A 23,055-nucleotide genomic window follows, 5' to 3' on the forward strand; every position below is an offset into this window, starting at 1 on the left:
AGAGACATGGAAATTTCCGACGGTATCTACAACCTGATCATTTTTGTACTGGCTATTTATGTCGGCTACCACGTGGTCTGGAACGTCACCCCGGCGCTGCACACGCCACTGATGGCGGTGACCAACGCTATTTCGGCAATCGTGATCGTCGGCGCCATGCTGGCTGCCGCATTGACCGTTACCCCGTTCGGCAAGCTGATGGGCACCATGGCCGTTGCACTGGCAGCGGTTAACGTCTTCGGTGGCTTTTTGGTCACCCGACGCATGCTCGAAATGTTCAAGAAGAAGGCGCCTAAAGCAGCCGCGCCGACGGAGAAGCACTGATCATGAGCATGAATTTAATCACTGTTCTCTACCTGGTCGCCTCGGTCTGTTTTATCCAGGCACTCAAGGGCCTGTCCCACCCGACCACTTCGCGCCGGGGTAACCTGTTCGGCATGATCGGTATGGGCCTGGCTGTCATCACCACTGTTGGCCTGATGTACAAGCTCAGCGCTGAAGCTGACACACCCGGCATCGGCTACGTAATCCTCGGATTGCTGGTCGGTGGCACGGCCGGTTCGATCATGGCCAAGCGTGTTGAAATGACCAAGATGCCCGAGCTGGTTGCCTTCATGCACAGCATGATCGGCTTGGCTGCGGTGTTTATTGCAATCGCCGCAGTGGTTGAACCCCAGTCGCTGGGCATCGTTGCCGCCTTGGGCGACGCCATTCCAGCTGGCAACCGCCTGGAGCTGTTCCTTGGTGCAGCCATTGGTGCCGTGACCTTCTCGGGCTCGGTAATTGCCTTCGGCAAGCTGTCAGGCAAGTACAAGTTCCGCCTGTTTCAAGGCGCACCGGTATCCTTTAGTGGCCAGCACAAGCTCAACCTGATTGTTGGCATCGCCATTCTGGTATTGGGTCTGTACTTCACCTTTACCGGCAGCCTGACTGCGTTCGTCCTGCTGCTGATCCTGGCGTTTATCATCGGCGTGTTGATCATCATCCCGATTGGCGGTGCAGACATGCCGGTTGTGGTGTCGATGCTCAACAGCTACTCGGGCTGGGCTGCGGCCGGTATCGGTTTCTCGCTGAACAACTCGATGTTGATCATTGCCGGTTCCCTGGTCGGTTCAAGCGGCGCGATTCTGTCGTACATCATGTGCAAGGCCATGAACCGCTCGTTCTTCAACGTGATCCTCGGTGGCTTCGGTGCCGAAGCGGATGCAGGCCCTGCAGCCGGTAGCAAAGAGCAACGGCCGGTCAAGTCTGGCTCCAGCGACGATGCCGCCTTCTTGCTGACCAACGCCGACACCGTTGTGATTGTGCCTGGTTACGGCTTGGCCGTTGCCCGCGCCCAACATGCGCTGATGGAACTGGCCGAGAAGCTGACCCATCGCGGCGTTACCGTTAAGTATGCAATCCACCCGGTTGCCGGGCGCATGCCTGGGCACATGAACGTGTTGCTGGCTGAGGCAGAAGTGCCTTACGAGCAAGTGTTCGAGATGGAAGACATCAACTCCGAGTTCGGCCAGACCGACGTGGTGCTGGTGCTGGGCGCCAACGACGTGGTCAACCCTGCGGCGAAAAACGATCCCAAGTCGCCAATCGCTGGCATGCCGATTCTTGAGGCTTACAAAGCCAAGACGGTCATCGTCAACAAGCGCTCGATGGCCAGCGGCTATGCCGGTCTCGACAATGAGCTGTTCTACCTCGACAAAACCATGATGGTGTTTGGCGATGCCAAGAAAGTCATTGAAGACATGGTAAAAGCTGTTGAGTAAGGGTTAAGCCCTTCCCCAGCCGCACAAAAGGCCCAGGCTGATATCAGCCTGGGCCTTTTTAATTGCGTACAGGTGGTGCCATCAAGGGCTTATTTGGCACCCAATGTCGGATAGGCTTCAGTGTAGATAAAGTCCTTGGACTTGGCCGGTAAATGGCAACCCAGGCAATCGATCTTGTAATCGGTGACCACGCTCTTGCCAGCACTGTCAGGCTTGAACAGCGCCCAACCCCAGCCATCGCCCCAGGCAGGATTCTTACCGGCAAAACGGTTGGTGCTGTCCTTGACCAAGACAAAGGTTTGCTTGATATCACCCGCGTAGCTCACACCTGCGCCCGTGGTGTAGTTGCCCACCTTGGGATGACGCAACTCCTTAACCATTACCGCGCCATCCGGGAACTTGCCTGTTTTGCGGAAAGCGGTGACGCCGTCTGAATCCAAATAGACATCATGGAAGCCACTGGCATCGCCAGCAGGCACGAACCAAGAGCCCAAATGCGACATCGTCGCCCGAAAATCCTTAGGCAAACTAATGTTGCCTTTGGCATCGACCTGAGAAGAGAAACTGTCATCGGCCTGCGCCGAAAGCGCCACACAGGATGCAACCAAGGCGGCACCAGTAAACCTCGTTAATGTATTCACGGCTGTTTCCTTATCTATTTTCCTCATCCTGTCTGTGTATCCATGACTCCAGCCAGGAACACAGCAGACATCTCTAGATAGGGACGCAAAGCGCGCCCGATCATTACAAGCAGCCCGACAGGTTTTGCTTAAAAGTCACTACCCCAGGGCGCAGAACACTAGAATTACGTCGAGGGATTTTGTCTATTGCCGCGTAGGAATCGGCTGTAGCGCGTAGATAGGGAGGGATCAAACTGTACGCAGTCGCCCGGCCAAGCAACCAGTACAGACGGCTTAAAACCGACAACACTATTCATATAACTTGATAAACAGGTCAGATAAATAACTCGATCAATTTGCAACTGTACCGCAACGTTTATCCTGAATTTTGTTTGAATAGCAGTTGAATCAACTGCAAAAAAGCAGCCAACCTGGCCAAATAACTTATGTGCAGTACAGTTTTGTCAAAAACCATAGAAACAGTTACAAAGCATCCTATCTATTAATGCAACAATTTTGATCAGCTGTGACTACTGCACAATTTGCAAAACACCGATCATTAGTACCAAGCAAAATACTCTCTCACACCGCCACAAGCGGAAGGATGTCACCATGGAACGTACCCTCAGTTCCGACTTGTTGTTCGAAACCAAACCGACTTCTGTTACCAGCGGCCTTCCGCTGCGTATGGCTGCCACGCTGCTGCTGTGGCAGCGCCGCATCGTCAGCCGCCGCCAACTGGCGCGTCTTGATGCACGCCTTCTGGCCGACGCCGGTATTTCGGAAAGCCAGCGCTATACAGAGCTGAAGAAGCCTTTCTGGCGCTAATTCCAGCCCAATAAAAAACCGCCAAAGCTTGAGCTTGGCGGTTTTTTTGTGGCCGAGGGAAAGCTTGCTGCCCTAGCTAAAATTCAAGTTATCACTCATGCACAGGCGCGGCTCGCTGATGTGGAGCATCCAGTAACTCTTGATAAAGAGCTGCTGTTTGCTCGCACATGCGCTGAGCAGAAAACACCCGCTCATAGCGCTCTTGCGCACGCATGCCCATTTGCGCAGCAAGTTCTGGATTATCCCAGAGCGTACGCATGGCATCCCTGAATGCGGGAGGATTGCTAGGCGGAACCACCAAGCCTGTTTCGCCATGAATATTGATATAGCTGGTGCCCGTTCCTATCTCACTGGAAATCATCGGCTTGCCATACATGGCGCCTTCGAGCAAAGAAATACCAAAAGCCTCGGAGCGCAAGTGCGACGGGAATACGATTGCGCTGCACAACTGCAGCAAGGCCACTTTATCCTCATCACCCAAACGGCCAACAAAGTGCAGGTGATCCAAGCCAAGGCGCTGAGCCTGTGCCCGGAGTTCCAGCTCCAAAGGACCAGCGCCGAGAATAACCACCGGATAATTCGTACCCTGCAAGGCATCCAGCAGAATATGCAGCCCTTTGTAGTAACGCATAACCCCAACAAACAGGAAAAATCGCGAACCAAATTGCTGCTGCCAACGGCTTAAACGTTCAGCGTCCGGAACTGGATAGGTGGTTTTATCGAGCCCATAAGGAATCACCCGAGTCTTGCTGGCAAACCGCGTCAGCACTTCACTGGTGTGCATGTAGTTTGGCGACGCAGCAATTATCCTATCGACACTACTAAGAAAGCGGTTCATAACCGGCTTATATAGCTGTAACAACCTTCGTTGACGAACAATGTCGGAGTGATAGGTCACCACCGTTGGCTTGCGCACAGAAGAAGCAAAGTGCACCACATCCATGAAAGGCCATGGGAAATGATAATTAATAATGTCCGCTTCAGCAGCCAGTTCACGGAAACGCTTGAACGCACTGCACGAAAAGCCCGTGGACGCCAGATAGAAATCCAGTTTTGCGTGGTGTACTTGATGCGAACCGAATGCAAAATCCTTGGCCCCATCTTCGGCACTGAGGGTCAGTACATGGCTGTCAATCCCTTGAGCGGCGCTGCCTTGGCAAAGTTGATAGATAACCTGCTCAATGCCCCCCATAGACTCAGGCAGGTAGGCCTTATAAAAGTGTAAAACACGCATTAGCTCACCATTACCTGTCGATACACATCAGCAGTAACTGCCGCGCAGCGCTGCCAAGAAAATTGTTGCGCACGGGCTAGTCCAGCCGCACGCTTAGCCTGCCAAAGCTGCTGATTCTCAAGCAACTGAGTGATCACTTCGGCACAGGCCATTTCATCGTCCACATCCACATAACTGCCAGCCCCGCCAGCAACCTCCGGCAATGAAGCCCGTCGGCTGAGCACAACGGGTACACCACTGCTCATGGCCTCAAGCACCGGTAGACCAAAACCTTCATAGAGCGATGGAAATATCAACAGTCGCGCCCCCGATACAATTTGTGCAAGCAGTGCATCAGGTTGATAGCCCAGCACTCGCGCAAAGCCACCGGCGAGTGCCTGTTGCAATTGCTGCGAGTAACTTTCAGGCAGCCAACCGGCCATGCCAACGATCACCAAGGGATACTGCCTACGTAGCGACTCAGGCAAACGTTGATGAGCATTGAGCGTCAGTTGCAGATTTTTACGAGGCTCCAGGGTGCCTACACACAGCAGGTACTGCCCTGGCACCAGCCCAAACGACAGCAAGGGTTCACGTAAGTCATCATCCGCTCTAGGCTGGAAGCGCTCAGAACACCCGAGCGGAGCAACCACGAGTTTGTCTTTAGCGACCGCGTAGTACTTTGCGACTTCAGCCGCAATGAACTCGGAATCAACTAGGATGCGCTGAGCGCGTTGAACAGCCTTCGCCGTATGCCGTTCGATCTCGGCAAGCCGATCCGCTGGCTGGGTTTGAGGATGATGTACATGCGTAAGGTCATGCAACGTCATCACCATGGGTCCATCGAACTCAAATGGCCAGAGATTTGGGTCGTGATACAAACACCCTGGCTGCTTGCCTATTCCTTGACTAAAGCGCTGTTGTTCCAGCGCCCTGCGCAGCGGATAGGCGCCAGGCACCCAACGTTTGATCAAAGAACTCCAGCGCGAATAGCCGGGCATAGGCGCATCAGGTAATTGCTCGCTCCAGTTCCAACCATTGAAGAACTGCAGTTGCAGGTCATCTTGCTTGGTCAATTCTTTGGCGAGCTCCGTCAGGTACTGACCAATGCCAGTACGCGGCGCACGCAAAATACTTGCGTTAAGCGCTATGCGTTTTGGCATCAAACTCTCTCTCTGATCTGTCCAGCGAGTGCGCTTGGCCAATATGCGCTGCGGTGCGCTCAATCAATTGACGAGTCGAATCACTCCAGCTCAACCATGACCACTGCTGCAGATCCTGCGCTGCAGGAAAACGACCTTGCTGCTCAAACGTTTCGACCAGGGCGGCCAGGGATGCGGGTTGATCAAGCTGGAAATAAGCCATGAAGTCACCGCCGATTTCTTCAAAGACTGGAATAGCACTGGCCATGGCTGGCAGGCCGCGCTGCATGGCTTCAACCAGCGGCAGACCAAAGCCCTCAACATAGGAAGGAAAAACCAGTGCCCGTGAATGGCTATAGGCATATTCGAGCCCGGCATCATCAAGCCCGTTAAACATAAACAGGCGCTGGTTCAATTCCGGGTGAGACTCAATGCGCTCGATTAAGGCATCGCATTTCCAACCGACTTTACCAATGATGCACAGGCAAGCTGGCGAGCCCTTTTGCCAAAGCAGCTCAAAAGCATCAAGCAAATAAGCGTGATTCTTGCGCGGCTCTATGGTGCTGACCATCAGGTAAACCGGAGCATCCTTGGCAAACAGATTGAGCAGTTCGGGATCAAGCTTTTTATCGGGCACAACCAGGTCAAGCTCAGACCCCAGATGAAAATGGTCGAACCAACGGGTTTGAGCCTTGGCTTGACCAATGCGTCGACCGACCTCTGCCCGGACCTGCTCACTGATGGTCGAGGAAATTGCGATAAAGCCATCTGCAGTTTGCGAGATCCAGTCAAACCAACGGTCAAATACCTTGACCAGGCCGGCATCACAAAACTGCGGATGAGTCAGCGGGATAAGGTCGTAAATCACCGAAATGATACCTACGCCCTGACTCTTCAATCGCTCAGCCAGCGGAAAGAAATCGGCATGCCAGGATGAGTCGAGCAGCAATAACTGATCGCCTTCCCGACATTCCAGGACCACCGCACGCTCTGGCGCAGGCGCGTCATCGATAAAGCGATCAAGCAAACGGATAGGAATACTGAAGCTCAGCCCGGCCAAGCGGCAGAGTACGTAGAACACTCGACGCAACGCATGTGAATAACGCAGCGGAGCAACCCGCTCGACCCGTGCATGCAAATACCAGAAACGATTACGCCAATGCTCAAGCTTGACCCTAAGCTTATGCATCAATGAAAGTTGTTTTGTCGGTAATGGCGCCAAGCTCAGTACTCGATGCACTTCACCTGCCTGCATCATCACCGGAATACACTCAACAGACGCATCGATTTTAGGCAACTGTTTGATCACATTACGCACGACACGCTGAATACCCGAGTTGTCGTTCGGGTGTTCAAATACATAAGTGCATTCAACTAAAAGCCTCATAGTCATCCTTAACCCTCAACAGTAGCTGCAACAACAGCTTCGCTACGCTCGATAGACACATCGGAATCAAGCCAGGCACAGCCAACAAAGTCAGCCTGCTTGATATTGATCACGTGAAACACCAAGGCAAAATCACGCCACTCATAGTTGGTGTCGAGGTGTGAATCAAAGCGTGACAAGGACAGGGCAATTGAGTAGTTGCCCTTACCCAGGCGCGCAGGAAACCTGAAGCGATAAACCACCTGCTCACCCGCTTTCAGGTTTTCCACAGGCTGATTAAGACGATGGGTATTGATGCCGTACATGGCTTGGCCCATGCGGTCTTTGATCATGAACCCCAACACCAGTCTCGGCACATCAGCCCTTATATCTACGGTCACCTCAAGGGTGACCATAGCGCCGACCGACACAACCTCAACCCGCTGCCCCTGCTCATTGATCAAAGCGATATCGGCAAAGCCAGCCTCACCAGTGCCGGAAATCGTCCTGACTTGTCCGCTTTCAAGACGCTCCTGGCGCACGGTTTGCTGCTCTTTCTCAGCAAGCATGGCACTGTAGAAATCCATGACTTCCTCAGGTGAACCTTCAAGCGCCAATTTGCCGTTTGCCAGCAAGATAGCCCGGTCACACAGGTTCTGAATCGCCTGACGATCATGGGACACAATCAATAATGTTGTACCGGCTTTACGAAACTCGCGGATACGCGCGAAGCTTTTATGCTGAAAATACGCATCCCCCACCGACAAGGCTTCATCGACAATCAATACGTCCGGGCGCCGTGCGGTTGCCACGCTGAATGCCAAACGCATTTGCATGCCGCTGGAATAGGTGCGCACAGGATGATCAATATACTCACCGATTTCCGCGAATGCCTCGATCTCCGCCATCAGTTCATGCAGCTCATCCATTCCCAGACCCAATAGCTGCCCGGCCATAAACACATTTTGCCGACCACTGAAATCCGGGTGAAAGCCCATGCCCAGCTCCAATAAGGCTGCAACCCGTCCCTGCAAATGGATATGCCCAGCATTGGGCTGGGTGGTTCCGGTGATCATCTTCAACAATGTGCTTTTACCCGCACCATTGACTCCAATGATGCCCAGCGCCTCACCTGGATTGACGGTAAAAGACAAATCTTGAAGCACCCATTTAAGCTGATGCCTGGGTGCTGAAAACGGGATAAACCATTCGGCAAGACGCGCCCAGCGCGAGGGGTATTGCTTGTATGCCTTGCCCAGTTGGCTGACTTGAATGCTACCCATTAGAGTTCATCCACCATTTCGCCCGAGCGTTTGCGAAACAAGCGCATTGCTAACACACACAAGACACCCGCAATGACCAACGTCGGCATCAACGACCACCAATCAGGCCAACGGCCATAGACAAAAATGCCTTGATAGCCAGCAATCAATGGCGCCATCGGGTTCGCACTCAACAAAGGCTTAACCCAATCGGGGAGGATTGAAGCCGGGTACACAATGGGCGTGAACCAGAACCAGAACTGCAGGAATATGCCGACAAACTGACCGACATCACGAAAGAACACATTGAGCACGCCCAGCATGACGCCAAGGCCGATAGAGAACAGGATCTGAATCATCAACAGCGGAATGACCGCCAAAACAGCCCAGCCTGGAAAATTCTGCGTGGCAACCAAAAAACCAAGGAACAGGGCAAAGATAATCGCAAAGTTGACCCCGGCATTAAGCACCACAATCAGCGGTAAACAGATCCGTGGGAAGCTGAGTTTCTTGATCAGGTTGGCGTGTTCAAGGAATACCGACTGGCTGCGGCCAATGATCTCGGCAAAGAAGCCCCAGGTGAGAATCCCGGCGCACAGATAGATCCCATACGCCAAGCCGTTATCCACACCCGGCAGCCGGGCTTTCATCAACTGCGAGAAAATAACCGTGTAGACGATGATCATCGACAACGGATTAAGTACCGACCAGGCCGCGCCCAACAGCGAGTTTTGATAGCGCGTTTGGAACTCACGCTTAACACTGCCGAGCACAAATCCGCGGTAGGTCCAAACAGAACGCGCCATGCTCAAAGCCATCAGACCACCCTGCCGTACTGATCTTCAAAGCGCACAATATCGTCTTCGCCAAGGTACTCGCCGCTCTGCACCTCGATCATCACCAGCTCGATCACACCCGGGTTTTCCAAGCGGTGCTTGTGCCCAGCAGCGATGTAGGTTGATTGGTCGCTGTTGACCAAGCGCGCGCCGTCGCCATTGGTGACCTTGGCCATACCCTTGACCACAATCCAGTGTTCGCTGCGGTGATGGTGCATTTGTAGCGACAGCGACGCACCTGGCTTGACTACAATGCGCTTGATCTTGAAGCGCGGCCCTTCTTCCAGAACGGTAAAGGTTCCCCATGGCCGGCTTACCGTGCGGTGTAATCGGTAGGCATCATGATTGTTATCCTTGAGCTGCTTGACCACTAACCGGACATCCTGAGCACGATCAGCATGGGCTACCAACAGCGCATCATCGGTATCAATCACAATCAGGTTATCCAAACCGACGGTCGCGACCATCCGACCGTCGCTTTGCACATAATTGTTGTGGCTATCGATAAACAAGGCATTGTGGGTCGCCCGGTTATTATGTGCATCTGGCTCGACCAACTGGCTCATGGCCTTCCAGGAGCCAATATCGCTCCAGTCAAAGGTCGCCGGTATCACTGCCACGCGTTGTGAAACCTCCATCAAGGCGTAGTCGATGGAAATATCCGGCATATCAGAAAAGGTTTTTGTGTCCAGTTCGCGCTGAACCAGTGTCGGCACTTCCTGCACTGGGCTTTGCTCAACGCATTGGCGCACCTGTTCGAGCAATTGCGGCGCGTGACGCTCGAGCTCTTCAATAAAGGTGCCAGCGGTGAAGCAAAACATGCCTGAATTCCAGAGAAACTTGCCACTATCCAGATAGGTTTGCGCGGTGCTCGCATCCGGTTTCTCGACGAATCGTGCCACCTTTGTGGCGCCATCACTGTTCAGTGCGTTGCCTGTTTCTATATAGCCAAAACCGGTTTCAGGCGTGGTAGGAGGCACCCCGAATGTCACCAGGTAACCCTCCAATGCAAGGGCCTCTGCATGCTTGACTGATGCCGTGAAACCAGCGCCGTCGCAGATCAAGTGATCGGCAGGCATTACCACCATCACCACATCGTCACCATGACTTTGCGCCAGTGTCAGGGCCGCAATAGCAACTGCGGGCGCAGTGTTACGCCCAACCGGCTCAAGAATAAAGTGAGGCCGGCGCGGCCTGGTCTTGGCGGCGTTAAAGTGATCCTTGCTTTGGAAGTAGTAGTCACGGTTGGTCACAGTGACAATTTCCCCGCCATCGACAATCAAGTCAGCCGCGCGGCGATAGGTCTTGGCCAACAACGACTCACCGTCGGGCATCAGCATAAAGGGTTTGGGTTGTCCTTCACGCGACACTGGCCATAAGCGTGTTCCGGCGCCGCCGGATAAAATTACAGGAACTATCATCAGATCACTCCTTGGCTACGCGCTTAAGATCAGCATCCACCATCGATTGAATCAGGGTTTCCAAATTGGTTTTGGGCGACCAGCCGAGAACGCGCTCAGCTTTAGCTGGATTACCCAGCAAGACTTCGACCTCAGCTGGGCGGAAGAACTCGGGATCAATCACAACGTGATCCTGATAATCCAGCTCCACATAGGAAAACGCGATGCGGCACATCTCACGCACCGTCGTAGTAATGCCGGTGGCAATTACATAGTCATCGGGTTTGTCTTGCTGGAGCATCAGCCACATGGCTTCAACATAGTCACCAGCAAACCCCCAGTCGCGTTGGGCATCGATATTGCCCAGGCGCAGTTCGCGTTGCTTGCCCTGCTTAATCCGCGCTACGGCATCTGTCACTTTGCGCGTGACAAACTCAATGCCGCGCAGTGGCGATTCATGGTTAAACAGAATCCCGCTAGAGGCATGTAAACCAAAGCTTTCTCGATAGTTAACCGTAATCCAGTGACCATAGAGTTTGGCCACACCATAGGGGCTGCGCGGATAAAACGGCGTGTTCTCATCCTGACGCTCGGCCTGTATCAAACCGAACATTTCGCTGGTCGAGGCTTGATAGAAACGCGTCTGCGGGCTGAACTGGCGTATGGCTTCGAGCATGTGGGTAACGCCCAGGCCATCGACAATGCCGGTGGTAATAGGCTGATCCCATGAGCTGCCGACGAAGCTTTGCGCGCCGAGGTTATACACCTCATCCGGGCAGGCCTTGAGCACGGCACGCTGCACTGATGATGCATCAGCCAAATCGCCGTCGTGATAGACAATACGCGACTCGACCCCAAGCTCACGCAAACGCCAGCGGGTGTCGGTACTGCGCCGGGCAACAAGGCCATGGACCTCGTAACCCTTGTCTAATAGCAGTTTGGCCAAGTACGCACCATCTTGACCTGTTAAACCTGTAATAAGCGCTTTTTTATACATTATTATTCTCTTACTTCTATCAGAGCTGACTCTGAGCAGGGCCTCTGGAAAGTTTTGCTAGGTTTGTACCCAGTCTCTTCATCTGTTTTTCAGAGCTATCAACTCCCGTGGTGTGACTCGCCAATCAAACCTTATCGAGCGTTGTATTCAGCTTTCTTCTCGCGCCTCCCAATCACCCAGGACGCTAAGCAGCGTCTCGGAAAAGTCAGCACCTGGTTTCCATCCGGTCTGCTTTTGTAGTTTTTCGGAGCAACCCACAACCCTTCGTTGCTCGGCTTTGCGCAATCGTGCCGGGTCCTGCTCAAGAGCCACTTCTAGACCAGACGAATGCGCCATATCGACAATCACGTCACGAACGCTGCGCTCAATGCCTGAGCACAGGTTGTAAACCTCGCCAGCCTGACCTTTTTCCAGCATCAACACGTACGCCCTGACCACATCCCGGACATCGAGAAAATCTCGAGTGACATCCACATCGCCCACATTCAAAACCGGCGCTTGCAGACCACGCTTAATACGGACCAATTGGCGCGCCATATCGGCCACCAAAAAGCTCTCACTCTGACCGCTGCCAATGTGGTTAAACGGACGAGCAATCAGCACTCGCCAAGACTCGGTATATCCCCACTGTTGGCACAACAGCTCTGCAGAAACCTTGCTCACGGCATAAGGGTTACGCGGTTTAACCCTCAAACTCTCGGCAATTGGCATGTCCGATTCATCGACACGGCCATAAACATCACCCGAGCTGACATACAAAAAAGTGCCACTAAATCCACATCGCTTGAGTGCCTGCAGCAGATTCAAAGTGCCCAGCAAATTCACTTCGAAGGTGCGCTGCGGATCGCGAAATGCCTCAGGCACAAATGTCTGACCGGCAAGGTGGATGACGGCATCGGGGCAGGTTTCAGCGAGCGCAGCGTCAAGCGATGCAGGCTCAAGCAAGTCAAACTTCGCAGTCTCAATTAACTGCCAATCAGATGCCGCTAAAGCCATCTCCAAATGTTGGCCGACAAAACCACTGCGCCCGGTGACAAAAAGACGGCTCATGCCTGCTTCCTTGGGTTAATAGGACTATTTAGTAGTGCAACTATTGGTTGCTGATAACCAGTAGTAACTTGCAACTTAGGCTCGATACGTTGCGCAACCCGGCTACCAAGTTGACGCATCGGCACTTCTACCCATCGGTAATTGAGTTGGCTAAGCGCTAAAATCAGTCCGCCAGCGACGGCAACACTCAGAAGTACGTGTTCACTTGCAGAAATCTCTGTAATTGCCAGAACGCGGTAGAGCAGCTCACGAGTAAAGAAATATGCAGGGATATGGATAAGATAAATGGCGTACGAACGAGCCCCCAGCCACATCATCAAACGCTGCCCCAACCCCGTTGGCCATAAATAGCCTCGTCCATAGGAAGCAAGCCAAACCAAGACTGTCGCCATAACCGCTATCAAACCAATTCGTACCGTGGGTAGAAAATCGTTATGCGCCGCTAAAAACGACATGGCCAGCAGCAACGAAAGCAGAATCAAACCACCTGATAATGGCAATGCCTTTAAAAAGCGCGGCTCGAACTGCTGATAGCTAGGCTTTGCCGACCAAATAGCGAGCAGTACGCCAAGTGCTAACGCATCTGTACGAAAAGACATCATCAATACGCTGCGCACTTGGAAAAACTGCACAAGCACGACGATTAACATCAGCCACATCAACTTCTGTCTGAAGCACAGCGCCAAAAGTGGCAATAGCAAGTAAAACTGTTCCTCCAGAGAGAGGCTCCAGTAAACAAAACTAAAACCGTAGTCATACTTAAAGAAACTGTCTGCAAAGCGGAAATTGGCGAAATTAAACAAGCCCGCGACTGTGGCTTCGATATTTGTCGACAGCGTGCCAAACACGCCCGTTTGGTTGAACACCAGAACCAATGGCAAGGGTAGAAGCAGCCACAGCCAAGCCGATGGTAGAAGCCGGAAAGCTCTCCGAATCCAGAAAGCAACGATTACTGGCCTGGCCGCAGATTGCTGCAAAGCGGGTAGCAACTGGCGCGCGATGACGAAACCTGAGATCACGAAGAACAGATCGACTCCCCACCAAAGCTGCAACTGCGACATCAAAGCCTCAAGCCACTCAAGGTTACTGCTCACCAAATTTCCAGAGACGTGATGAAACAGCACGCCAAGGACCGCCAGCCCACGCAGAACTTCAATCTCAGTAATTTTTTGCGTAGCTGCATTCATCCTGGAGCCCACCTAAAGAGGCTTGCGCGCAATAACGACTTGGCTTTTAGGCATTGCTGCGTCCAGCGCCTGCTTGATTATTGGACCATCCGGCAGTGACAGCAATGTAGTCCACGTCTGTGTCCAGCTTTCGATTAATGGGTGCCAAGGAGGGGAAAGCGATTGATTTTCACAGGCCCAGTACAGCGACCACCAAACCGAATGGTAAAAGCCATATTGGGTGGTGCGCTCAATTGTCAGGCCGGCATCAAGCGCCAGTTGGGCCAACTCGCCGCGTTTGAAAATACGAATGTGGTTGGGCTTCTCAAAGTAGACGGGAGGGGCGATATGGGTTTGTATGGTTTCAATCAACTCGTCCGGCACCGTCAGCAGGAACAATGCACCAGGCGCCGCAACCCGAACCAATTCCTGCATAAACTGGGCAGGATCATCGACATGCTCAAGCACCTCCATGGCCACGACCCTCGTCACATGTGCATCAGGCAAGGGCAACGGGTTGGCGTCAGTGACTAGTGCCTGCACGCTGCGTGCACCAGCGTCTAGCACTCGCCGTTGTGCTATTTCGATTTTTTCAGCATCAACATCCGCGAGGATAACGGCCGCACCATGCTTGCCACTGAACGTTGCATAGCCACCATCGCCGCAACCGATATCAAGCACCTTATCGGCTGCAGTAATTGCAAAGCCTTCAATCAATTCGCCCGTATCATTGCGCAACCAACCACTGAGATAGCTATCCACCAGACCAATCTCTAAGCCCAACGCTTCCTCTTCATTCTTGGAAGCAATTGCAGCTGTCCGAGGGCTAGGAGCAGTTTCGCCGAAACCTTTTGGTTCGGAGGATGGGCTTAAAAACCGTTTAATTTTACTGAGCATTTTTATTCCTGTTATCGGCTCGTGACTGGCTTACTGACTTGGTTTGCGGGCGACAATGACCTGACTCTTAGGCATCAAGCTGTCCAGGTTCTGCTTCACCGGGGAAAACTCCGGCATATCAATTAAACGCTTCCAAAGACTCGACCAGTCCTCGACTAGCGCGCTGTATGGCGGATGTACAACATCATGTGTTTCGCCTGAGTTGGGCTCGCCGCTGTGCTTTTGCTGCGTCCAGTACATCAGCATCCACATGGTCCAAAAGAAGCCATAGGAAGCGCGGCGCTCAATGATCAACCCGGCCTCCTCGACCAAGGCGGCGAACTGTTCACGCTCGAAAATATGGATATGGTTGGGATGGCTGAAATAGTGCGGCGCCGCACAGTCTTTTTGAATGTGCTCACCGACAGGATCAGGCACGGCCAAGAGAAACAGAGCCCCCGGACGCGCAACACGCACCAGCTCACGTAAAACCCGTGCGGGATCTTCCACATGTTCCAGCACCTCAAGGGCAATGACCCGGGAGGCATACTCATCGGCGCAGGGCAGCGGCACGCTGTCAGAGACAATGCCTTCGACTCCCCGCGCCGGTGTCTCCTTGAGCTTTTGTTTGAGTGCGTCAATCTTTTCGGCAATTACATCGGTGAAGACCACATGGGCGCCGCGATTGGCGCAGAACAATGTGGCGCCGCCAGCCCCGCAGCCGATATCAAGCACCACGTCCTCAGCGGAAATAGCAAAGCCGCTGAACAACTCATCAGTGGCATTTTGGAACCAGCCACTTTGCACGGCATCGACCAGCCCGCAATCACGCGCATCAACGTAGTCTTCGGTACGGCCACTCGCAGCTGCAGATGCAGCGGGCGCGCCTAGACGCTGGAAAAGCTTTTGCAGAATCTTCATGCCGAGACCTGCTCTTCAAGCTGAAGAAAGCCGAGCATTCGCTCACTGGCAACCGAGTAAGAACAATGCTGCTGCATGCGCTTGATCGCATTTTTCGCCAGTTGCTGATAACGCTCCGGGTGCTCCTGGACACAGCTGTAAGCGGCGCTATAAGCCTCCTTTAGCGACTGCCAATCTATCTGCTGGCGCAACGTACGGTAGGCGATCCTCGGATCATGGGGCCATGCGGTTGCATCTGCCCAGCTATCGACCACAAAACCCACGCTGTCGTCGATGTAATCCGTCATTGCCGAATGTCGCGGCGCAATGGCCGGCTTGCCACAGGACAAATACTCCATAAGCGGCAGACATTGGCCTTCGCCATAAGATGCATTCACGATGTAATGCGTTGCCTGGATCAGTTGGTTATAGGCATCGCCACTCAGATAGCCATGTACCAACACCACTCGACAAGCGAAGGGATCAAGGCGAGACATTGCCATTAATATGCCTCTGATCGCATCTTCATAACGGTGATGGCCCAGTTTGAAAACCAGGGTGGCGTTGGGTTCATCCTTGAATGCCGAACAGAAGGCCGTCAGCATATCCACCCAGTTCTTGCGACCATCTTGAGGATTAAACAGGCTGGTAAACACCACCCCGCTCAATTCCAGCTGACGAGTACCGGCCTGCCACGGATCACTGCTCTCAACGAAGCGATCAAGCATCTTGCGCAATTGCGCAGGCAGGGCCGGAGCCATCACCTGTTGATACCAGTGCAAGAGGTAGTGCTGGGTGATACCAACAATGGTCCCGGATTTACGTCGATAACCAAGGTGACTCTCGATTGGAATCAATCCACGAGACTCAGCAACCTCGCGCGCAATCTCCTCTGCTGTCGGCAGTAAACGCGCAAAATCAGGAGCATGGCTATCAAAGACCACGCCACGTTCTATCGCCAAGAGCTGTGACCTGGCGACAGCTGCCGTCCGAAGAAGCTCGCGCACGGTCTCCAGGCGATCCCAAACGGGAGCCGGAATCGACACTACCGCGAATGCCTCGCCCATGATCTGGCGAACCGCCCTTACGCTTTGCTCCGAATGGACAATGGCCGCACCGCACTGGGCGAGACATTTACGCCAATCATTTTCAGGCCGGTCCTCCCACCAGGTTTCATCCGGCATGCTACTGAATTCCCATGCGAAAACAGGAATTGTCGGGCAGGCCAGGTCTCGGCATGTCAGGTGTGGCGGCGTGAAGCTGAGAAATACACAATCCTCACCCCTGGCTTGAGCCGCTGCGTAATGCGCATCAACTTCAACAGCCGGATCGGCCACCAGAACCACTTCACCAAGCGTCTTGAGCAATGGCAAGAACTCGCGAAGCACAAAGAAATAGCTGTACTCGGGTTCTCCCAGGTTTTGCACTACGGTTTCAGCATTCATGGCGCTATAGAGCAAGAACTTCATGCTTGAGCTCCAGCCAGGCGTTGTTCGCTACCTGAGCCCAGTCCTTGCAGAAAATCCTGCACCTGCTGTGCAACGACTGGGGTATCAGAAAACTCACGCAATTGATGCCAAGCGTGCTGGGACATTTGCTGATAACGGGCAAGGTCACCGCCCGCAATCTGATGACAATGGCGATACCCCTCCATCAGCGATTGCCAGTTCAATCGATATTTGCGCGTGCGAAATATTCCACAAGGATCGTGCGCCCAGCAGGATGGTTCGACGCTGGTTTTCACGACATAGGCCATCTGCTCATCGACATAATCGAGCATCGCCGTATGCCTGGGGGCTAGAGCGGGCTTACCGCTGGCAAGAAACTCCATCAACGGCAAGCACAAGCCTTCGCAAGTCGACGCATTGACATAAAAGTCACTGATCTCAATTAACTGCCGATACTGCTGATCATCGAGAAATCCGTGTAATACCAACACTCGGCATTTGAAAGGTGCTAAGCGCGACAATAGGGTCAGCAAAGGAATTCGGTAGTGTTCCAGATCATGGTGGGTCATCTTCAGGATCAAGGTCGCATCGCTGGTTTCTGAAAATGCCCAGCAGAACGCAGTCACGATATCGATCCAGTTTTTGCGGCCATCGCGCGGATTAAGTACAGAGGTAAACACCACGCCTGACAATTCAATGCGGCATGCATGCAACGCTTGCGCACCGAGCTCACTATGGGCAGGCGCAGCAGGCTTTTCACGCCTGGCCACAGCGCTGGGCCTGTTGCTCAGGGCCTCGCGCCACGCGTGATAAAGCGCCCGGGTACGTCCAACCCGGCTGTGATCTGACTTCGCCGCTGCAACCAACAAGGGCGCTTGGGGCCGGGGCATATGCTGGACCAAGCCATCGGCCGAAAGTCCCAGTAAAGGGCTGTCGATGACGTGCCCGGTGAACTCGATAGAGCGCCCTGGCCGGCAAGGTGTCCAACCACCTTCCGGCATCAGAGCTTGGAATCGCGACCAGACAGGTGCTGGTATCGCAGTAACTGGATAGCTATTACCCATGGCTTTACGCACTGCATCCGCCGACTCACGGCTGCAGGCTATGGCGCCTGCAAAGCCTTGCAGGACATAGCGCCAATCATTACGTGGTTCGCCTTCCCAAGGCTCATCCGGCACATTGTCGAACTCCCAGGCAAACAGGCAAATCGTTGGACACTCAAGATCAATGGGGGTCTGTTGCGGAGGGCTTACGCTGATAAAAAAGACTTGCTCGCCAGCGGCGCGATACTGTTGGTACAGGCTATCGACCTGATCGGCCGACTCCACGCTGATGACTTCGGCTATCTGCTGCAAGGCAGGCATGAATTCTTTCAGCAAAAAGAAATAGCTGTATTCCGCCTTGCCCAAGGAGGCCTGGATATTCGACTGGGTAATTTTCGAACTGATGAGAATAATCATGTACGGCTTGCAAGCCTTTAGCGTCAGATCCCTGGCTGCGAGCAACCAGGCTTGATTGTTATTATTTTTAAGCCTTGCTAGACCTGACGCCGAGAGATCAAACCGTTATAAAAGCGATAAATTCGCTATTTTTTGCAGGTTTTCATGAAATATGGCGGCAATATCGGCAGGCAAATATTTTTTCACGACCCCTCAATACCACCAGCATTTAGTTTGGCTTGCAATAGGCAAATCCATGATATGTGAAATTTTTTGTAACCTGCGAAAGGCGCAATCTAGACGCTTTGCGCCGGCCCAGTATTTGCAGGGCCTGTGCTGAAACCTATGCGTAGTGAATAAAAACTGGAGCGCATTGAATCAAGGTCAGTGCAACTTTCGCTGCCGCCCAAACTCATAGCTTGGCGCTACGCACAATCCGCTGGCCGAACCTTCAGCTCCCGGATTAAAAAATCTATTAGCGGGCATTACCCGACGCGGCATAATCAGCGGGCTAGGCTTATACTCTCCCTAGGTGCCCTGCGCCCTACATCTACCCACAGCTTGGAGTTTTCAGGATGAATCCCTTACGCACACTTAGCTTCGCAGCGCTTATGGCCTTAGCAGCCAATGCCTCGGCCACCAGTTTTGTGGTCACAACCGATGCCATTGTTGGTGCTGTTGCAGCGACCACCGACGCAACCTCTGATATCAGTTCGTCATTTAAGGACGACAAAGTTGTCTTGGCTGCTCGCGATGACGCCGCCAGTTTTGTAGCCAGCCAGGGCGACATTCGTGGCGTGCACCTGGAAGCTGCTCTTGAGCACATCCGCACCAAGGTTCCAAGCCTCCAGGCCAATGATATGCAGCTGGCTCAGGCAATCATCAGCCTGTAATCGCCAAATAACGCCACGACTTGCTCGTGGCGTTATGCATTTACCCTGCACCTCTGGCTATCGGCCTGCTGTGTGAGTCAAAATCCGTATACCACGCTGCTACTTGTGTAGCGGAACCGGGCAGAGTTTTGCCCGTCCAATCGCTATCGAATTGTTTTACGGAGATTTTTTATGCGTCGCATTTTGCTCACCTCTGTTGCCGCAGCCGCACTCATGGCCGGCTCCGTCCAGGCCCAGACACTGGTTGCGACCAGTAATATCATTGTGCGTGCTCTCGACCGCACGCTGGACTTCACCTCGGACACCACCACATCAATCCGCGACTCTAAAGTCGTGCGTGAAGCCCATGATGACGCGGCCAGCTTTGTCGCCAGCCAGGGCGAAATCCGTGGTGCCAATCTTGAAGCGGCAATCACCACTATTCGTAGCCGCGTACCCGAAGCCGAAAACGCCTCCGACCTGACTCTAGCGCAAGCCATTCTCGCTCTGTGAGCCTGGCGCGTACCTGCCTGGTTCTTTGCCTGCTGCTGGTTTCCACCGGTAGTTACGCGCAGCTCAACCTGGAAGTTGTTGGCGATGACTTAAGCGCGCCTGAACAGGCCGCCAGCCAAGCGCTGCTCAATGATGCGCTGCAGGCGCTGCCACCCAGTTTTCGTCAACGGCTTGATCGAGAGGTCAATTTCAGCTGGCAGAAACTGCCGGAGCGTGTTTACGGGCGCACGGTAAAGGTCGATCAGATCTGGCTCAACCAGCGGCTTCTTCCGTCACTGGTCGACGGCAGCGCGCAGACCCAACAGACCAATCGCCCCCACGGCACGGTGCGCAAAGAATTACTGGCCACGGTGATTCACGAACTGACCCATCTCTACGACCGCGCCCAGCTTTGGCCCGCCGCTGAGAAAATACGCCTGCATCGCTGCCAGAACCGCGCCAGCAGCAGTGGTCTTGTTGGCTTACCGGATAATTGTCGGGGTGAAACCGCACGGCGCTTTACCCTCAGCGATGACCCGCGCCTGCTGGATATTGCAGGCTGGCCGCAATACGTGGGCCGTCGCGGCGAACGCGAACAAGAGAACCATCAGGTCGCCCGCAGCCCGGATTTGTACGAACTGGAAAACCCGCGCGAATTTGTTGCGGTCAACATGGAGTACTTCCTGCTTGATCCAAGCTTCGCCTGCCGCCGCCCAACACTGGCCGCTTACTACCGCGAACAATTTGCCTGGACGCCGCCCAACCAAGACAACTGCGACACCAGCCTGGCCTATCTCAATGCGGGCAATGACTTTGCCAAGGAACCACTGGGTAAGATCGACCCTGAGCGCGTCTACGCGGTCGATTACCTGCTCGCTGAAGCCAATGACCAGCTTGCCAGCCGCTGGGGCCACAGCATGATCCGTCTGATTATCTGTGCACCGGGGCGACCACTTGGCCCGGCGTGCCGGCTCGACCTGGATCAGAGCCTGGTGCTGTCCTACCGGGCGTTTATCGGCGACGTGCAACTGTCCAGTTGGGGCGCGATGATTGGCGCCTATCCATCCAGATTATTTGTTTTACCGCTGGCGCAAGTGGTCGACGAATACACCAAGACCGAGCTGCGCAGCCTGATTTCGGTGCCAATGAACCTTAATCGTCAACAGATCAATGACTTCGTCATCCGCTCGGTTGAACAGCACTGGAGTTACGACGGTAACTACTACTTCCTGTCGAACAACTGCGCGGTGGAAAACCTGAAACTGCTGCGCACCGGAACCAACAACCCCAAGCTGCAAACACTCGACAGCATCATGCCCAATGGCTTGCTGGAAGTCCTTGAGGCGCGCGGGCTAGCGGACTCAAGCATGCTCAAAGACCGCAAAGAAGCCATGCGCCTGGGTTATTTGTTTGATTCGTACCGCGATCGCTATCAAGCCATGTTTGATGTATTGCGCACTCACTTACCGATCAAACAAGAATCCGTGGAAGACTGGCTGGAGCTGCCAGCCAAAGAGCGCAGCCAATGGTTCGCCCAAGCCGATATTCGCACCACAGCGGCAATGATGCTCCTGGAAAAAGCCGCACAGCGTAAGCAGATACTGGTCGCCCAACAGGAACTCAAGGAGCGCTACCTCAGCGGTCGCGAAGTGCCTGACAAGGGCCTCGATAAAGCGGGTAATGCGCTCGAACAAATCCTCGCCAATAGCGGCTTCTTGAGCAGGCCCGCCGAGCTGCTCGAAGGCGGTTACGGTTTACCACAAGAGGCTGAATGGCAACGTCTCGAAACCGAGAGCAGCAGCCGGCAAAAGTACCTGCTGAAACTGCGCGACTCGCTCGACAGCGAAGTCCGCAGCCTGCTTGAACCCGAGCGGCTGGCTGAGCTGGAGACGATTGAAGACAACCTCAAGTTACTCGGCAAACACTTGCGCGAGATGCACAAGGCCAGCGGCGGATTGATGCTGCCTTAAACGATTATCTCTTGCTGCTCATCAGGCAACTCAGGGTCAAGCCGCAGCCACGGCAAACGGCTTTGCACCCAGATATGCCGGTCGGCAGGTGCCCGTTCAGGGTGATCAAGGGTTGCGATGGTGACGTCCAGGGTATCGGGGCTGAGCGAGGTGAACAGCGCCAGCTGCGCGCCACAATCGGCACAAAAATACCGCGTGCAACTGGTTGATGAGGCATATTGCCTGGCCTGGCCTTTGAGCCAGGTAAAACTGGCCCGCGGCACGGTAATCCAGGTGGTGACAATCCCTCCGCTGCTGCGCCTGCAAATCGAGCAATGGCAATGCGCGATGTCCTGCAGCGGCGCATCAAACTCGTAACGCATGGCACCGCACTGGCACCCGCCGCGATGAAGCTGCGTCATGATCACGTCCTCCCGTTATCAACACGCCCATCGAATTGACAACCTTAGTGTTGCGCTCCAGCACGCCACTGAGCAAGATAGCTGCCTATCTATTGCAGGAGGTTTCCGTGCTTGAGCTGCTACTGGCCTTGTGGCCGTTATTTGCCTTGATTGTGGCCGGTTTCTATCTGCGACGCTGGAACTTCCCCAATGAGGCCTTTTGGCCCGGCGCCGAACGCCTCAACTACTTTGTGCTGTTCCCGGCGCTGCTATTCAGCAGTCTGGCCCGCGCGCCACTGGATAATCCTGCGCTCAAACAACTGGCGCTCGCGGTGATGCTGGGGCTTGGCATCGGCTGGCTGGCGCTGCTGCTGATGCGCCGCTTGCGTGGCTGGCCCGCCGCACGTTTTGGGGTGTTCACCCAAGGCACTCTGCGCTTCAACACCTACCTCGGCCTTGCCGCCGTTGGCAGCCTTTTTGGTCAACCGGGCCTGACACTGGCCGCGCTGATGCTGGCGCTGATGGTGCCGACGGTGAACGTATTGTCTGTGTGGTCGTTAACCGCCGAACGCGGGATAAGCCTGCGCAGCCTGCTATTGCCCATTGCCAAGAACCCACTGATTCTTGCCTGCCTCGGTGGCGCGCTAATCAATCTCAGCGGTATTGGTCTGCCCGGCGGCACCGATCGATTGCTCAGTCTGCTCGCCGCCGCCAGCCTGCCGCTGGGCCTGCTTTGCGTTGGCGCGGCGTTGAAACCTGAAGAGTTGGGCGGGGAAGTTCCGGCCTTGGCCTGGAGCAGCCTGGCGCGCTTGATCGGCATGCCGCTGCTTGCGTGGGTGATTGCGCAGATTCTCGGCTTGCCTGCGATGGAAACCACGGTGCTGGTGCTGTTCTTTGCCCTGCCAACAGCGCCCACCGCCTATGTGCTGACGCGCCATCTGGGCGGCGACAGCCAGCTAATGGCAGGCGCCATCACCCTGCAAACACTGCTCGCCGCCGCCAGCTTGCCGATTATTTTGACTTTACTGGGTTAGG

Annotated in this window: 22 protein-coding genes; 7 read left to right on the forward strand and 15 right to left on the reverse strand. The window is 54.2% G+C overall.

What is annotated here, in order from left to right; all coding sequences use genetic code 11:
* Positions 1–6: 6 nt before the first annotated feature.
* On the forward strand, positions 7–324 hold the full coding sequence (locus AACY26_RS09025; protein ID WP_010488190.1) for an NAD(P) transhydrogenase subunit alpha: 318 nt from the start codon (positions 7–9) through the stop codon (positions 322–324).
* 2 nt (positions 325–326) lie between these two features.
* Positions 327–1,763 (forward strand): NAD(P)(+) transhydrogenase (Re/Si-specific) subunit beta, encoded by a 1,437-nt coding sequence (locus AACY26_RS09030; protein WP_339513159.1) that lies wholly within the window; start codon positions 327–329, stop codon positions 1,761–1,763.
* 89 nt (positions 1,764–1,852) lie between these two features.
* Here AACY26_RS09030 and AACY26_RS09035 read toward each other — a convergent pair whose 3' ends face one another.
* A complete protein-coding gene (locus AACY26_RS09035) occupies positions 1,853–2,404 on the reverse strand; it encodes a cytochrome P460 family protein (RefSeq protein WP_339513161.1) in 552 nt (183 codons plus the stop codon).
* A 591-nt stretch (positions 2,405–2,995) separates the two neighbouring features.
* On the opposite strand from AACY26_RS09035, the gene AACY26_RS09040 reads away from it, so the two are divergent.
* On the forward strand, positions 2,996–3,211 hold the full coding sequence (locus tag AACY26_RS09040; protein WP_339513163.1) for a DUF1127 domain-containing protein: 216 nt from the start codon (positions 2,996–2,998) through the stop codon (positions 3,209–3,211).
* Positions 3,212–3,302: 91 nt separating this feature from the next.
* Here the strand turns inward: AACY26_RS09040 and AACY26_RS09045 are convergent, their stop codons facing one another.
* The 13 genes from AACY26_RS09045 to AACY26_RS09105 form a co-directional block, all read right to left on the reverse strand.
* Entirely contained in the window at positions 3,303–4,445 is a 1,143-nt protein-coding gene (locus tag AACY26_RS09045) for a glycosyltransferase family 4 protein (RefSeq protein WP_339513165.1), read from the reverse strand.
* A complete protein-coding gene (locus AACY26_RS09050; RefSeq protein WP_339513167.1) occupies positions 4,445–5,587 on the reverse strand; it encodes a glycosyltransferase family 4 protein in 1,143 nt (380 codons plus the stop codon). Before AACY26_RS09050 ends, AACY26_RS09045 begins: the two co-directional genes overlap by 1 nt.
* Positions 5,565–6,953, reverse strand: a complete 1,389-nt coding sequence (locus tag AACY26_RS09055) for a glycosyltransferase family 4 protein (RefSeq protein WP_445261292.1) — start codon at positions 6,951–6,953, stop codon at positions 5,565–5,567. Before AACY26_RS09055 ends, AACY26_RS09050 begins: the two co-directional genes overlap by 23 nt.
* A gap of 8 nt (positions 6,954–6,961) precedes the next feature.
* Positions 6,962–8,215, reverse strand: coding sequence for an ABC transporter ATP-binding protein (locus AACY26_RS09060; protein WP_339513171.1), 1,254 nt, complete (start codon positions 8,213–8,215; stop codon positions 6,962–6,964).
* Entirely contained in the window at positions 8,215–9,012 is a 798-nt protein-coding gene (locus AACY26_RS09065) for an ABC transporter permease (protein WP_339513173.1), read from the reverse strand. Before AACY26_RS09065 ends, AACY26_RS09060 begins: the two co-directional genes overlap by 1 nt.
* A complete protein-coding gene (locus AACY26_RS09070; protein ID WP_339513175.1) occupies positions 9,012–10,451 on the reverse strand; it encodes a mannose-1-phosphate guanylyltransferase/mannose-6-phosphate isomerase in 1,440 nt (479 codons plus the stop codon). Before AACY26_RS09070 ends, AACY26_RS09065 begins: the two co-directional genes overlap by 1 nt.
* Before the next feature lie 4 nt (positions 10,452–10,455).
* Positions 10,456–11,427 (reverse strand): GDP-mannose 4,6-dehydratase, encoded by a 972-nt coding sequence (gene gmd / locus AACY26_RS09075; RefSeq protein ID WP_339513177.1) that lies wholly within the window; start codon positions 11,425–11,427, stop codon positions 10,456–10,458.
* A gap of 147 nt (positions 11,428–11,574) precedes the next feature.
* Positions 11,575–12,477: a GDP-mannose 4,6-dehydratase gene (locus tag AACY26_RS09080; protein ID WP_339513179.1), complete on the reverse strand. Its 903-nt coding sequence runs from the start codon at positions 12,475–12,477 to the stop codon at positions 11,575–11,577.
* Entirely contained in the window at positions 12,474–13,664 is a 1,191-nt protein-coding gene (locus AACY26_RS09085) for an acyltransferase family protein (protein WP_339513181.1), read from the reverse strand. The genes AACY26_RS09080 and AACY26_RS09085 overlap by 4 nt, the downstream gene beginning before the upstream one ends.
* Positions 13,665–13,676: 12 nt before the next feature.
* Complete coding sequence (locus tag AACY26_RS09090) at positions 13,677–14,540, reverse strand: class I SAM-dependent methyltransferase (protein WP_445261293.1); 864 nt, start codon at positions 14,538–14,540, stop codon at positions 13,677–13,679.
* A 30-nt stretch (positions 14,541–14,570) separates the two neighbouring features.
* Positions 14,571–15,440, reverse strand: a complete 870-nt coding sequence (locus AACY26_RS09095; RefSeq protein WP_339513185.1) for a class I SAM-dependent methyltransferase — start codon at positions 15,438–15,440, stop codon at positions 14,571–14,573.
* Positions 15,437–16,888, reverse strand: a complete 1,452-nt coding sequence (locus AACY26_RS09100) for a glycosyltransferase (protein WP_339513187.1) — start codon at positions 16,886–16,888, stop codon at positions 15,437–15,439. The genes AACY26_RS09095 and AACY26_RS09100 overlap by 4 nt, the downstream gene beginning before the upstream one ends.
* On the reverse strand, positions 16,885–18,327 hold the full coding sequence (locus AACY26_RS09105; RefSeq protein ID WP_339513190.1) for a glycosyltransferase: 1,443 nt from the start codon (positions 18,325–18,327) through the stop codon (positions 16,885–16,887). The genes AACY26_RS09100 and AACY26_RS09105 overlap by 4 nt, the downstream gene beginning before the upstream one ends.
* A gap of 554 nt (positions 18,328–18,881) precedes the next feature.
* On the opposite strand from AACY26_RS09105, the gene AACY26_RS09110 reads away from it, so the two are divergent.
* The 3 genes from AACY26_RS09110 (at position 18,882) to AACY26_RS09120 (ending at position 21,640) form a co-directional block, all read left to right on the forward strand.
* Entirely contained in the window at positions 18,882–19,199 is a 318-nt protein-coding gene (locus AACY26_RS09110) for a DUF2388 domain-containing protein (RefSeq protein ID WP_339513192.1), read from the forward strand.
* Between the two features lie 171 nt (positions 19,200–19,370).
* Positions 19,371–19,691 carry a DUF2388 domain-containing protein gene (locus AACY26_RS09115; protein WP_089360005.1) on the forward strand — a complete coding sequence of 107 codons (321 nt, stop codon included), beginning with the start codon at positions 19,371–19,373 and terminating at the stop codon, positions 19,689–19,691.
* Positions 19,688–21,640 (forward strand): DUF7844 domain-containing protein, encoded by a 1,953-nt coding sequence (locus AACY26_RS09120; protein WP_339513197.1) that lies wholly within the window; start codon positions 19,688–19,690, stop codon positions 21,638–21,640. The genes AACY26_RS09115 and AACY26_RS09120 overlap by 4 nt, the downstream gene beginning before the upstream one ends.
* Here the strand turns inward: AACY26_RS09120 and AACY26_RS09125 are convergent.
* On the reverse strand, positions 21,637–22,041 hold the full coding sequence (locus AACY26_RS09125; RefSeq protein WP_339513198.1) for a GFA family protein: 405 nt from the start codon (positions 22,039–22,041) through the stop codon (positions 21,637–21,639). The two genes, AACY26_RS09120 and AACY26_RS09125, sit on opposite strands and share 4 nt — an antisense overlap.
* A 77-nt stretch (positions 22,042–22,118) precedes the next feature.
* On the opposite strand from AACY26_RS09125, the gene AACY26_RS09130 reads away from it, so the two are divergent.
* The gene (locus AACY26_RS09130) at positions 22,119–23,054 is read left to right on the forward strand and encodes an AEC family transporter (protein ID WP_339514088.1); all 936 of its coding nucleotides are present in this window, start codon (positions 22,119–22,121) and stop codon (positions 23,052–23,054) included.
* The last annotated feature ends 1 nt before the right edge of the window (position 23,055 follow it).

Source organism: Pseudomonas sp. RL_15y_Pfl2_60, assembly GCF_963970595.1.
Classification (GTDB): Bacteria; Pseudomonadota; Gammaproteobacteria; order Pseudomonadales; family Pseudomonadaceae; genus Aquipseudomonas.